Source organism: Secundilactobacillus muriivasis (assembly GCF_054785195.1).
Genome location: NZ_BAABMI010000061.1, coordinates 1 through 12868, shown reverse-complemented (window position 1 = coordinate 12868; position 12868 = coordinate 1). Strand labels below are relative to the sequence as shown.

Below are 12868 nucleotides of genomic sequence, written 5' to 3'. Positions count from 1 at the left end.
TTTTTGGTAAAACTGGCTGCTGGCTTTTTCGACTACGGTTACCGGTGGTTTGGTCTGGTGGGGGATGGGCATGCTGTTAAACGCTGAATCCCAGTAATTAAGGGATCTTTCATAGTTGCCTAAGATGCAACCAGTACGATGCAATTAAGGACAACAACCTAAAAAGTAGCTCACTGTAACCCAATTAGCGGGTGCAGTGAACTACTTTTTTAGTGCGTTATGATTCAGGTTCTACCAGTCGTTCCGGCGCGCGAAGTACGAAGTGGCCGATCAGTGATAGTACGAGGAAGCCAACGGCCACCCAGCACACGCCCGACCACTGGGCAACGCTCCAAGCCCAGGTGGCTAACATCGTGCCCAGTGAACCGCCTAAGAAGTAGCTGAACATGAAGACGGAATTGTTGCGGCTGCTTTGCTGGCGGTTAAGGGACTGGACGATAGCTTGGTTGGAGACCTGACTGAACTGGGTCCCGAGATCAAGCAAGACAATGCCGATGATCAGGCCCAACATCCAGTGGCCAATGAGCCAGAAAATCAAGAAACCTAGACTAGAGAAGCCAATGGATAAGCCCAGCGTTAGCCGGGGTGAGCGGTGATCGACTAAGTTGCCGATCATTGGCGCGGCTAAGACCCCAGCGATGCCCAGCAGACCCAGTAACCCAGCCACGTTACTGCCTAAGTGGTATTGGTCAGCGAGGTAGAAGGCTAAGGTTGACCACAGCACGTTGGAGACGCCAAACATGCAGAAACCGTTGAGGGACGCGCCCTGCAATGGCTGTTGACTGGTCAGCAGGTGGGGCAACGAGCGAATGACCTTGATGTAATTCAGTTGCTGGTGGCCACGTGCGTCCCGAGGCATTTGCCAGTGGACGACCGCTAGGAGCAGTAAGTCTAAGATGGCCGCAATTAGGTAGATGGCTTGCCATGGGACGAGGCTGCCCAGTAAGCCGCTGAACGAGCGGGAGAGCAAGATCCCGGTTAAGAGGCCGCTCAAGACGGTGCCCAGCACCTTGCCCCGTTGCAGGGAGGGTGCTAAGAAGCCGGCGTACGGGATGATGATTTGAGGCGCCACTGAGGTGATGCCAATCAGCGTCGTGGCTACCGCGAACACGGCGGCATTTGGCGCTAAGAAGGCCACGAGTAACGAGATGATCGACAGGCCCATCATGAACTGAATCAGGTGGTACCGGTCGAAAATGTCGCCTAGTGGAACGATCAGTAGCAGGCCAAAGGCGTAACCCAACTGGGTCAGCATGGCGAGGACGCCCACCGCGGCCTTCGAGAGCTGAAAGTCGGTGGCAATCAAGCCCTCGATGGGTTGGATAAAGTTTAAGTTTGCAACGATAACGCCGGTTGTGACCGCCATCAAAAGGACGGTGCGGCGTGAAATTGAGACTGGTTCTGACATGGAGAGTCGGACACTTCCTTCATTTAGATTAGTGCGTGGTAAGGTCCGTCCCGCGAAACGGGTTTTCCGTTCGCATGATCAGCCAGTGAAAGCGTTGATGATCCACGAAAATCCCTCCTAGTTGATGTGTTATGGCTCACGCAGCGTCAAACCGACCCCTGCGAAAATCAATAGGCAACCGACGACAAAGCTGACGTGCAGCGCCTCGCCCAGTACGAGCCACCCCAACAAACTGCCAACGAGGGGCTGGAAAAAGAAGAAGAGCCCGGACTGACTGGCACGTAAATACTGCAGGCCCTTATTCCAGAGCACGAAGGCCACGGCGGTTGAGATGATGCCGAGGTATAGGATGCCGGCACCAACTTTAGGCGTTGTAAGTACCGCCCAGTTGAAGTGCGGATAGCCGATGACGATCATGGGCGTTAACCCGATCAGCGCAACGGCAGTGCCAACGGTGGTTACTTGGAGCGCTGGGTAGCGCGCGGGCACTTTCTTCAGTAAGACGGACATTAAGGCCCAAGTCAGGGCGGCGATCGTTAGTGAACCAACGCCGAGTAGCTGTTGCGGTTTCACGTGAAAGCCGCCACCAGCCAGCACCACGCCAATTGTAGCGCTGGTAACGGCGAAGAGTTGTTGCCAGCTGAGCTTTTCTCTGAGCAACCAAGCGGCGAATAACGTCATGAACGCTGGGGTCGTTGCGGTGACGATCGAGCCAATCTGCGCGTTAGCCAGCATGGTCCCGGTTTCCTGAAAGACGATACTAGCGAGTTGCCCAATCAGACCGATGCCGATGAGTAACGGCCAATCCCGCTTAGCGATGTGCCAATCGACCTTTTGTTGCAGACAAAATAGCACCAAGGCGATAATGGCGATCAAATACCGCGACCACACCAGAATCATCGGTGGCACGCTGGGCACGACGATTTTCACCACCACAAACATCCCGCCCCAGATACTAGCGGCGATGGTGAGGTAGAGGCTGCCCTTGAGTTTATCGTGGGCGGATTGAGACGCTGATTTTAAATTTTGAGACATTGTAAGTCACTCCGTTGTTTTAGTATAGGCAAACTGGTTAGGCCTAACAGAGCGATGACGGCCATGTTAGGCATTTAGCCTACGGATGGCACGTCGTTTTCGAATTGAGTTGCAAATAACATGTGATAGCCTCCTTGCGATAAGTTCAATAGGGACTATTATACGGCATTTTTTAACGGATTTCATAGGCTTTCGGGAGGCTGAACCATTGCTAAGCGCTTTCTTCTTCGGAAAATTTGGCGTAAGATAACTGCGAGGTGATAGATGATGAAATTAGCAATGTTACATAACCGCCCATTTGTGATTGAGGGCGAAACCACTGGTCGGATGATCAAGAACGCGGCGACGATTTTGGAAGCGCTGGAGGTCAAGGCGACTTGGCAGTTGGGTGAGATTCAACCCTACACGATGGCCGAACTGGACGCGCCGATTCAAACGCCGCAACAGATCTTTGCGGTGGGGATGAACTACCGGGATCATTCGGCGGAGATCCACATTGAGTTGCCGAAAGCACCAAGTATTTTTACCAAATTCAGCAGTTCAATTGCGGCGCCGGTGGTGGACGTTAAGGCTCACGGTCCCCAAACTGACTGGGAAACTGAAATCGTGGCGGTCGTTGGCCAAGCCGGCCGTGACATTGCGACTAAAGACGCCATGAACTACGTGGCTGGTGTGATGGTCGGTGAAGACCTCTCTGACCGGGAAGTCCAATTCCAAAACGCTAAGCCCCAATTTTCAATGGGCAAATCCTTCGAAAACTACGCCCCAATCGGTCCATGGCTGACAACCGTGGACGAGTTGGGTGACCTAGACGATGAAGTCATTACCACCAAGGTCAACGGAGCCGTGATGCAGGAAGCGCCGTTGAGTCAGATGATCTTCAAGATTCCAGAACTAGTGCACTACCTCTCGACTATTGTTGAACTCCGACCAGGCGACTTGATCTTCACCGGAACGCCAAGCGGGACTGGTGTCGGGCACGAGCCACAGATTTTCTTGAAGCCGGGCGATGAGTTGACGGGTGAGATTACGCATCTGGGACAGTTGCGGATGACGATTAAGTAAATATTGGTGTGATAAAAAGGCGACTTCAGATTTTGATGAAGTCGCTTTTTTGCAGGAACAACAAAAAAGCGGTACCGCCATTCTTCTGCAAGAATGAAACGGTACCGCTTTAAGGCTAACTAATCTTCATCGTCGTCATCGTCAACCTCAACGAGCCCTTCCCAAGCGCTCTTACCAAGCACAGCTTGGAGTTGTTGAATCGCGTGGTTGTTGGTGCCCAGAAGGTTGGTAAGGGTGGCGGCCAAGGCTGGTCGGTCTTCCTTTTCGGCTAACTTAATTGCCCGGGTAATAAACAGGTTTTGGGTGTTGAAATCGTGGGCGGTGATGTCGACGATTTCGCTGGCGCTGAGGTACTTGTTGCGGCCGTCTTCGCTCAGCATCTTGTAGTTGCTGTACTCTTCCGTGGTCGAAGGTGGCAGTTCGTTTTCGTCCAAGAGGGCGTCGGCGACCATGTCGTAGTCGTGACGGGCTTGGTCGATGAATTGGTCGTAGAGTGGTTTAACGGCGGCGCCTTCGAAGCCCTTTAAGAACCACTTGGCTTGGTGTAACTTAACGTCGTGGATCCGTAAGTTGGCAACGATGTGACCGGTCATGGCCCCAGCGGTTGGGGTGTGGTGGTCGATGTCGGCTTGTTTAACTTCTGCTTGGTATTTGGCTTCAATTGCTTCTGATGTCATGGATGTGATCCTCCTAGAAAGTGAGTTTGATGTTTGGGGAAAATGCTTGGTGAGGGCTGCTTGCTTGAGTTTTGAGAAATCGAGTGCGGCACTTCAGTAACGGGGTTAGGCGGTAACTTGGTCCTTGACCTTGATCTTCTTAACTTCGTAACCTAACTTGTCAACGACTTGAGCGAGTTCGTCGGCTGAAACTTGGCTGTCATCGAAGTCGGCCTTGACCTTGCTGGCGTTAAAGAGGACTTGGACCTTTTCAACCCCGGCCGTATGTGAAACGGCACTTTCGATTTTAGTCATACATGATGGGCAGGTGAGACCGTCTAGGGTTAAGATTGCACGTTTTGTCATAATTGAATTCCTCCTGTTGGTTATTAGTTTATGGTTCTATTGTAGCGAGCCTGGTTGGATTTGAACTTGACGCATATCAAGTTGGTGAAACTTTTTTAGCTTAAGGCGTGAGATGACTTGCCTTGCAGCTGTGGGGTGACCTTCAAGTTGCCGTAGCGAATCAGACGCATGGCGTTGAAGATGACGACCAGGATGCTGGCTTCGTGGACGAACATCCCGCTGGCCATGTAGATGAAGCCGAGGATCAAGCCGAGTAGCAAGAAAAGCACGACGCCAATGGCGATGATGATGTTTTCCTTAGTGTTACGAACGGTCTTCTTAGACAAGGCGTAGGCGTGAACCAACGCTTCAAAACTGGATTGCATCAGGACAACGTCGGAAGTTTCGATGGCAACGTCGGTTCCGCTTCCCATGGCAATTCCAATTTGAGCCGTCGCAATGGCGGGGCTATCGTTGATACCGTCGCCGACGAAGGCAACCGTACGACCGTCAGCCTTGAACTGTTTGATGTACTCGACCTTTTGTTCTGGCAGGAGTTCGGCGTGAACTTCGTCGATGCCAACTTGTTCGGCAACGTATTGGGCGGTGATGTGGTTGTCACCGGTTAACATAACGAGGTGCTTGGCACCATGGTCGCGGAGGGCTTGGAGTTGCGCTTTAACTTCGGGACGGATGACGTCTGAGATGCCTAAGGTTAAGGCAAGAATGTTATCAACGGCCACCATGATCACGGAGCTACCAGTCGCTTGAACGCTGGCGAGGTCGCTTGATTGGGCCGCGGTCAATTGGACGTTGTTAGCTTGCATGAGCTTCAGGTTCCCAACAAGGACGTGGTGCTGGTCGATGTCGGCTACGAGGCCTTGACCCTTGACCGTATCATTATCAGTGACGTTGAGTTGTTCAAAGCTGAGGTCCTTACCGTTGACGTAGTCGATCACGGCTTTGCCAAGTGGGTGATCGGAGAGGCGTTCTGCCCGGGCAACTAAGGCGAGGGCGGTGTCAGCGTCGTCAGTGTAAGTCTTAACGGCGGAAACGGCGGTGTTCCCTAAGGTCAACGTCCCGGTCTTATCGAAGACGAAGGTGTCGACTTTAGCGAAGTCGTTCATGACCGCGCCACCCTTCAACAGGATGCCGCGCTTGGCGCCGTTACCGATGCCGGCAACGTTAGAAACTGGGGCGCCGATAACCAAAGCACCGGGGCAACCAAGTACCAGAACGGTGATAGCCGTTGAGAAGTTCCGGGTGAAGATGTAAACCAAAGCTGCTATAACTAAAACGGCTGGGGTGTAGTACTGAGCGAATTTGTCGATGAAAGATTCTGCCGGTGACTTGGCGTCTTGGGCGTCTTCCACGAGTTCGATGATCTTACCAAAAGTGGTGTCTTCGCCAACCTTAGTGGCTTCGACAGTGACGGTCCCGTTTCCAAGAATGGAGCCGGAGAACACGTCGTCGCCTTGATGCTTGGCAACGGGCTTAGATTCACCAGTGATGACGGCTTCGTCCAAATACCCGGAACCGCTGACGATTTTGCCATCAACTGGCACTGAGGCACCGGTCTTAACGAGCACGTGGTCGCCTTCGTCAACGTCGTCGATGTCAACTTCTTCTTGGCTGCCGTCTTCGTTCACGAGGATGGCGGTGGCTGGGGCCATTTCCGTTAAGGATTTGATGGATTCACGGGTCTTACTGAGGGTCCGTTGTTCCAGATAACTCCCAAAGAGGAACAGGAAGGTCACGATGGCGGATTCATTGTACTCGCCGATGATGAAGGCGCCGATAACGGCGATGCTGACCAGTAATTCGATACTGATGACTTTCACCCGAAGTGCTTGGTAAGCGTGGATCATAATTGGCACTGCGGCGATAATTGAAGCGAGGATAAACGACCAGTCGTAAACGATGGTTGAGTGAAGGACAAACTTTGCGAAAAATCCGAGGGCAATTAAAATGGCACTAGCGAGCGTGATGTGGGTTTGGTGTTGTTGGATAAAACGTTGGATTTTCATGTTGAACCGCTCCTTTATTGATTGATTGACTATAGTTTAAGCGGTTTCTGGTAGAAACAAATTGACGGGCGTCAAGTTGGGGAAAGAAGATACGTTTTTTTAGAAATGATTTAAGATACTCAGTTGCGTTAATCGGCTGAAGGCCTTGATATGACAGTGAATATAGCGATTCACGATTCCCAATTATTCACCTTGACGTTCGCCGTCAATTCCCCGAAAATAGAGACTGAGATAGATAAGTTAGGGGAAAATCATGGTTAAACAAGACAAACAAGTAACACCCCGCGGGGCACAGCCGGCGGTCACGGTACGACGAGAAGCTGTGCCAACCGATGGCGAAGTGACGGTGAAGATGACTTTGCCGGCGCGGGTCGTCGATCAACTGAAGGTGTCGGCGGGCGACACGGTTAAATTAGAACTCCGGAATCACAACGTGTTACTACAGAGTGCGGATAGTGAACGGTCGCTGTTTCAGCGGATCTCACTTTGGTGGTACCTTGCGCCGGGGCTGTTCTGCAGTATCCTGTTCAACATCTTTTTTGCGGTGAAAAATCAGAACCAGATTCCGCTGTCTGGTGAGACGTCCTTGGCCACAACGGTGATTTTGATGGGTGTCATTATGGGAACGATTTTATTCGGCATCTTCTTTATTCGTGAGCGACGTAATCAGACCAACGCTTTCTCAAGAAACGTGTATTGGCGAAATTTTCCGGTCGTGATTTTATCCTTTGCTCTTATTTTAGGGATTGCCCTGATGGGTGTTTTTTGGCTATTTAACGCGATTTTTAACGGGGCGACCTTTGACCGGTTAACGGCAACCATCATCTTCTTTGTGTTTGAAACGATGATCAACTACGTCATGATCTTTGCGGCGTTTTCGCTGTCGTCGCGGACGCTGATTCGACTATTTACTGCGGTGATCGTTGGTGGGGTTGTCATCTCGATGGCGACCAACAGCTCGCGGCGTTGGTGGCAGTATAACCTGAGCTTTCTCGGGACGCATTTGGCACAAAATAGCTGGCAGTTTAATATGACCTTGATGTTTTCGGCGTTGTTGATGGTGGCGCTGACCGACTACATTTTCGTCTCATTGGCGGCGATTTATCCTCGGTCACTGCGGTTGTTGACGTTGCGGCTCATTATTACGTTGATGGCCGTTGACCTTGGCGCGGTTGGGTTCTTTCCGAATAACCAGCGCTTCCACTTCTTGCATGATCAGGTGGCAGGATTCTTGGTTTACTTCATTATTGGGTTGATTGTTGGCATTCGCTGGTTGTTGCCCGGCATCAGTAAGGAATTTTTGCGGATGTCTTACACTGTTGGCGCCATTTTGGTAGTGGCGGATGTGTTGTTTCAGTTCGTGGGGTATTTGTCGCTTACGGCCTTTGAAATCATCGGGTTCGCGCTGGCTTTTGGCTGGGTCGTTATTCTGTTCCAGTTGTTGCAGGAGCTGATCGATCAGGGGACCCGGTTGTTTGAGGTTGAAGTGGAATAATTAATAGGCGTCTAGAGCAATTGAGTAAAAGCTCATGTTTACATGTTATGAAATATAACATGTAAACATGAGCTTTTTTATTTTCAAAATTGGCATAAATGCTGAAAAAACAACGGATTAGCAAATTGGTATAGGTAACCAGTAACTGACATCGACCCTGTTTTACCTAAAATAACCTTGATTAATTTACTTAATGGTCTATGATTTCTAACAAGATGTTATATTATCTAACGTCTAATTAACGAATAGGGGCGATTGTATGCGCATTGAACAGGATTGTATTGGTCGATTAGCAATAGATGATCAGGCCTTGTATGGGATCAACAGTGTTCGGGCAGCTCAAAACTTTCCGATTTCAACCGAGAAACTAAATCCGCTATTGATCGAAAGTTTGGTTCAAATCAAAAAGGCCGCCGCTCAAGTTAATCGCGAAGCCGGGACGTTATCACTGGCAAAAGCCAACGCCATTATCGCGGCTTGCAATCAGTTATTACTTGGTCAACACGCTGACGCCTTCATTGCGCCGGCGATTCAAGGCAGCGCAGGGACTTCAGCGAATATGAACGTCAATGAAGTGGTCGCCCACTTGGCTGAACGGCTGAATCCGGGTGTTAAAGTGCACCCAAATGATGATGTTAACCAATCGCAATCAACGAACGACACGTTTCCAACTGCTGGCAAAATGGCGATGTTAAAAAAGCTGCCGGCGTTGATCAAGAGTATTGAACTGTTGCGAACGGCCTTGCAAGATCGGGCTACTACATTTGATGACGTCATTAAAGTGGGACGAACGCAACTACAGGATGCCGTTCCCACTACGTATGGTCGTACTTTTCGTGCTTATCACACGATGTTTACTCGAGATTTGGAGCGATTGAAAGCTGCTAAAGCTGGCCTAGAGGTTGTCAACCTAGGTGCAACAGCGATTGGGACGGGCGTTAACGCTACCGCACAATACCAAGATACGATCGTTCCGGCGGTTAATGCCATTTCACGACTCAGTCTCACGCAGGCGGCGGATCTCGTTGATGCAACTCAAAACTGTGATGCCGAGGTTGTCTTCTCTGGGACGCTAAAAACACTGGCAGTGGATCTTTCTAAATTTAGTAATGATTTGCGGTTGTTAGCAAGTGGTCCACAAGCTGGATTAGGCGAGTTACATTTACCCGCCCAACAAGCTGGGTCATCGATCATGCCGGCTAAGGTTAACCCGGTGATTCCGGAAGTTGTCAATCAGGTAGCCTTTGAGGTGATCGGTAACGATACAACGGTGACGTTGGCTGCTGAGGCTGGACAGCTGGAGTTGAATGCATTTGAACCCATTATGTTTCGGGATATTTTAGCAAGTGAAACGTATCTGGAACGCGCAATCAGTACGTTGGCAACGCGGTGTGTATCGGGGATTGAGGTTGATCGAGAACGTTGCGCAACTGAAGTCGATCGTTCTGCCATAACCGCAACGCTGCTGTCACCATACTTGGGCTACGCTAAAACCACGGCCATTGTTAAACGGGCGGTACGGGAAAATTGCTCGGTTCGAAGTTTGTTGCTGAACGAACAGCTTATGGCACCGGAATTGGTTGATAGCTTGTTATCAGCGGCAAGCCTCACGGGTAGTAGAAAAGCAACTGATTCGGCGCACGTTTCTGGTCGGTAACGCTTGATTGACAACATTCGACTTGGAGGTCATTAAATATGGAAGAAAACCAACTGAATCCAGACGTTCTAGCAGTCACCCCGTCAGCCCTTCGTCAGTTTGATCATGAAATCAGCGCAGATCCCCAAATCGTAAAGCTGACCCTTGGCGAACCGGATTTTAACGTACCAGAACACATTCAAACTGCGGCAATTCGGTCAATTAAAGCCAATCAATCGCATTACCCCTATTACTGGGGGATTCAAACGTTGCGTGAAGCTGCGTCAACCTATTACCGAGACAAATTTGGCTATCGTTACCCGGCCGACCAAATTATCTGTACGGTTGGTGCAACGGAGGGACTATCCGCAACGTTCAAAGCACTATTTCACGCGGGAGATGCCGTGCTGATTCCTACGCCGGCTTACCCGGTTTATCAAGCACTGGCCATCTTGAATCACGTGACGCCGATTCTGATCGATACCACCGAAACTGGCTGTGTGCTAACACCGCAACAAGTCACCGCTGCGATTAAGTCACATCCAGAAGTGACGATTAAAGGCGTTGTGATCACGGATCCGTCTAATCCGACCGGCGTTGTTTACACCGAGCAACAATTAGCTGATTTAGTGCCAACGCTTCGTGAAAATCAACTTTGGATCATTAGCGATGAGATATATGGCGAACTCACGTATGGGGTTGCGCACTACTCACTTTCACGTTGGTTACCAGACCAAACCATTATCATCAACGGTTTGTCGAAATCTCACGCTATGACTGGCTGGCGGATCGGCTTTGTTTTTGGCCCTGGTAATGTGATCGGCCAAATTGCGAAAGTGCACCAATTTATGGTGACAACGCCAACTTCGATCGTTCAATATGCGGCCGTTGAAGCCCTGACAAACGGGCAAGATGATGCGGCGGCAATGCGTAAAGTTTATCAAGAACGCCGAGATTATTTGAAGGCGGCGTTAACTGAGTTAAACGTGACGTTTGTGGCACCGATGGGCGCGTTTTATGTTTTTGCTAAAATTCCGGCGGCTTACCATCAGGATAGTTTTGCGTTCACTCGTCAGTTAGCCCGGGATTACCACGTTGGGGTCATGCCTGGGACGCCATTTGGTGACCCGACCGCCATTCGAATCAGCTATGCATCGAGTGATGAGAACTTGCGGGCTTTGGTGGCAGCGCTGGCGAGTTTGAATCGGGCGAAGCGGGTGGCTGCACGCTAGGTGCTATTTAAAATATGTAGAGAGTAGCTAACCGCTAGCGCCTAAGTCGAAGGGAGTTTCAAAATGACCATTAAATTAATTCAATTTGAAAAGCCGATTCCAATCGTAACTGATTCGTGGGACTGGCAACGTGCGCACCAACCTAAAATTATCGAATGTCACGAACCGTTAGTTAACGCAGGTTTTTGTCCCGAACGGATTGTTGTCAGTCCTGAATACTTCAATCAGGGCATTAGCGGCACGACGTCCACAACCTACAGTCGCCGGAATGTTTACCGTCGCTTAGTCTTAGCGGCTAATCAGTTACCGGTGGGGTATAAATTGGTGTTACTGGATACTTGGCGATCTAATGAGACGCAAACCCAATTGTTTGAACTGTTGAAACAAATGCTTACCGAGCAGAATTCCAATTTGACTGAGGCGCAAGTGTTGCAACGAACGTTAGCGACCGTAGCACCGCCGACAACCGACATCGTTCACCAACCAGCACCGCATAATACTAGTGGCGCAGTTGATTTGCTAATTGTTGACGATTTGGGGGTGCCGCTTGATTTTGGAACCCCGTTTGATGACCATACTGAAGTTGCCCGCACATCGTATTTTGAAGAAAAACAGACCCGGACTGAACTTGATTCGGCCGAAATTGCTTATCGTGATCATCGGCGGTTGCTCTACAACGTGATGGTCAGCGTTGGGTTCACGAACTACACGGATGAATGGTGGCACTTTGATTATGGTAATCAAAACTGGGCTTGGCAATCAGGTGCCGACCATGCGATTTATGGCGCGACTGAGCCACCGTTTACGTGGCGGAAGCCGTATTAGGTGGTGGACATTACAGCGGGTTTCTGGTGACTCAAGAGCATGCGAATACATCGAAAAAATAGATAGTTAAGTGATCTGTACTTACAAAAGAGACCGCCTCAAGCTTTAATGAGGCAGTCTTTTTTGTTGGCAGGAGGGTGTTATTAAAAACGGCTATCACGTGCGTTAGATGTTGTGTTCACAGTTGGGCGAGTTGGTGTGATTAGTAATAGTGAACGACTGTTCAAAGCGAGTTTGATGATATCGCTTGTCAACGAGTTTGAGTTTAGTGGATGGTATAAATGAAGACGGAAATACGCGTTTACTGAAAGTTAGGCGTAATGCCCCGGTTTTTAAACCGGGGATGTAAGCCCGTTTGCTTAACACAATTTTGATACTTAGCTTTAAAATTTTTCCACTTTTTAGCATTCTGGTGGTTGTTTCGCACATCTTGATATAATCGACAAGAAATGGGGCAATTTTTTCTCGGTGCACCGACTTTGTCTGAAATGAACATATGTTCTTGATGGGCACTTCTTTTCTTATTAAAATTAACTTATAAATTACGAAGGGAGGTACTTATCATTAAAGGCAAAATGACTGACGAACGTAAACAGGCTATCAAGGCTCGAATGAAGACGGTTAAGGCAACCTTCACTTACAGTTTTGGTTTCCGAATTCGGGTCTATCCCAGTGCGCAACAAGCTGATATTATGTTGTTCAACTGCCATACAGCACGATATATTTATAACGCTAAAGTCTTTCGAGATTGGGGCTCTAAGCAACACGCGAAATGGCTAAACACTGATTCTCGATTAGATACCAACATGCCGAGCATGGCGATCCGCAATTATCAAGCGTCTTGGAACATGTGGCGCAAGGTCAATTCAGCAGGTACGCCGAAACCTAAGCGTAAAGACCAATATCGATTCAGTTATCAAACAAAGAATAGTTATCCAGCTAAGTCTCGTAAAGCTGGTGAGGATATTTTTAACGGTGCGAAAGTTAAAGTGACCGATTCCCACCATATTCAGATTCCTAAAGTTGGACGTTTAAAAGCGTCGGCTAACAATATTAAGCATTTGCCTCATGAAAAAGGTGTCCGAATTGGCGTAACCACCATTAAACAGGAACCGAATGGTGCTTGGTATGTGTCCTTTCAAAT

11 protein-coding genes are annotated in these 12868 nt (G+C 49.5%); 6 read left to right on the top strand and 5 right to left on the bottom strand.

From position 1 onward, the window contains the following. Positions 1-217: 217 nt before the first annotated feature. Positions 218-1408: an MFS transporter gene (locus tag ACYVR3_RS13180; RefSeq protein ID WP_461244621.1), complete on the bottom strand. Its 1191-nt coding sequence runs from the start codon at positions 1406-1408 to the stop codon at positions 218-220. A 129-nt stretch (positions 1409-1537) separates the two neighbouring features. Then, positions 1538-2443 carry a DMT family transporter gene (locus ACYVR3_RS13175; protein ID WP_461244620.1) on the bottom strand — a complete coding sequence of 302 codons (906 nt, stop codon included), beginning with the start codon at positions 2441-2443 and terminating at the stop codon, positions 1538-1540. Between the two features lie 267 nt (positions 2444-2710). Between ACYVR3_RS13175 and ACYVR3_RS13170 the strand changes: the two genes are divergently transcribed. Continuing rightward, positions 2711-3508, top strand: a complete 798-nt coding sequence (locus ACYVR3_RS13170; RefSeq protein WP_461244637.1) for a fumarylacetoacetate hydrolase family protein — start codon at positions 2711-2713, stop codon at positions 3506-3508. A gap of 119 nt (positions 3509-3627) precedes the next feature. On the opposite strand, the gene ACYVR3_RS13165 is transcribed toward ACYVR3_RS13170, so the two are convergent. The 3 genes from ACYVR3_RS13165 to ACYVR3_RS13155 form a co-directional block, all read right to left on the bottom strand. Next, positions 3628-4185 (bottom strand): ferritin-like domain-containing protein, encoded by a 558-nt coding sequence (locus ACYVR3_RS13165; RefSeq protein WP_461244619.1) that lies wholly within the window; start codon positions 4183-4185, stop codon positions 3628-3630. A gap of 105 nt (positions 4186-4290) precedes the next feature. After that, complete coding sequence (locus tag ACYVR3_RS13160) at positions 4291-4530, bottom strand: heavy-metal-associated domain-containing protein (protein WP_057151844.1); 240 nt, start codon at positions 4528-4530, stop codon at positions 4291-4293. A 95-nt stretch (positions 4531-4625) separates the two neighbouring features. Then, complete coding sequence (locus ACYVR3_RS13155) at positions 4626-6536, bottom strand: heavy metal translocating P-type ATPase (RefSeq protein ID WP_461244618.1); 1911 nt, start codon at positions 6534-6536, stop codon at positions 4626-4628. Positions 6537-6789: 253 nt separating this feature from the next. On the opposite strand from ACYVR3_RS13155, the gene ACYVR3_RS13150 reads away from it, so the two are divergent. From ACYVR3_RS13150 to ACYVR3_RS13130, 5 genes are all read left to right on the top strand, one after another. Next, positions 6790-8031, top strand: a complete 1242-nt coding sequence (locus ACYVR3_RS13150) for a DUF998 domain-containing protein (protein WP_461244617.1) — start codon at positions 6790-6792, stop codon at positions 8029-8031. Positions 8032-8290: 259 nt separating this feature from the next. Further along, positions 8291-9688, top strand: coding sequence for an aspartate ammonia-lyase (locus ACYVR3_RS13145; RefSeq protein ID WP_461244616.1), 1398 nt, complete (start codon positions 8291-8293; stop codon positions 9686-9688). 38 nt (positions 9689-9726) lie between these two features. Continuing rightward, positions 9727-10899 (top strand): aminotransferase class I/II-fold pyridoxal phosphate-dependent enzyme, encoded by a 1173-nt coding sequence (locus ACYVR3_RS13140; protein ID WP_461244615.1) that lies wholly within the window; start codon positions 9727-9729, stop codon positions 10897-10899. A gap of 63 nt (positions 10900-10962) precedes the next feature. Beyond that, positions 10963-11724, top strand: a complete 762-nt coding sequence (locus ACYVR3_RS13135) for a M15 family metallopeptidase (protein WP_461244614.1) — start codon at positions 10963-10965, stop codon at positions 11722-11724. Between the two features lie 575 nt (positions 11725-12299). Then, positions 12300-12868, top strand: a 569-nt coding sequence (locus ACYVR3_RS13130) for a nuclease/transposase family protein (RefSeq protein WP_461244613.1), incomplete at its 3' end; no start/stop codon positions are given.

What these genes read in the sequence shown, in the direction of transcription:
- ACYVR3_RS13145 (WP_461244616.1), top strand. Translation starts at nt 8,291, where the DNA reads ATGCGCATTGAACAGGATTGTATTGGTCGATTAGCAATAGATGATCAG.
- ACYVR3_RS13175 (WP_461244620.1), bottom strand. Translation starts at nt 2,443, where the DNA reads ATGTCTCAAAATTTAAAATCAGCGTCTCAATCCGCCCACGATAAACTC.
- ACYVR3_RS13165 (WP_461244619.1), bottom strand. Translation starts at nt 4,185, where the DNA reads ATGACATCAGAAGCAATTGAAGCCAAATACCAAGCAGAAGTTAAACAA.
- ACYVR3_RS13180 (WP_461244621.1), bottom strand. Translation starts at nt 1,408, where the DNA reads ATGTCAGAACCAGTCTCAATTTCACGCCGCACCGTCCTTTTGATGGCG.
- ACYVR3_RS13170 (WP_461244637.1), top strand. Translation starts at nt 2,711, where the DNA reads ATGAAATTAGCAATGTTACATAACCGCCCATTTGTGATTGAGGGCGAA.
- ACYVR3_RS13140 (WP_461244615.1), top strand. Translation starts at nt 9,727, where the DNA reads ATGGAAGAAAACCAACTGAATCCAGACGTTCTAGCAGTCACCCCGTCA.
- ACYVR3_RS13135 (WP_461244614.1), top strand. Translation starts at nt 10,963, where the DNA reads ATGACCATTAAATTAATTCAATTTGAAAAGCCGATTCCAATCGTAACT.
- ACYVR3_RS13160 (WP_057151844.1), bottom strand. Translation starts at nt 4,530, where the DNA reads ATGACAAAACGTGCAATCTTAACCCTAGACGGTCTCACCTGCCCATCA.
- ACYVR3_RS13155 (WP_461244618.1), bottom strand. Translation starts at nt 6,536, where the DNA reads ATGAAAATCCAACGTTTTATCCAACAACACCAAACCCACATCACGCTC.
- ACYVR3_RS13150 (WP_461244617.1), top strand. Translation starts at nt 6,790, where the DNA reads ATGGTTAAACAAGACAAACAAGTAACACCCCGCGGGGCACAGCCGGCG.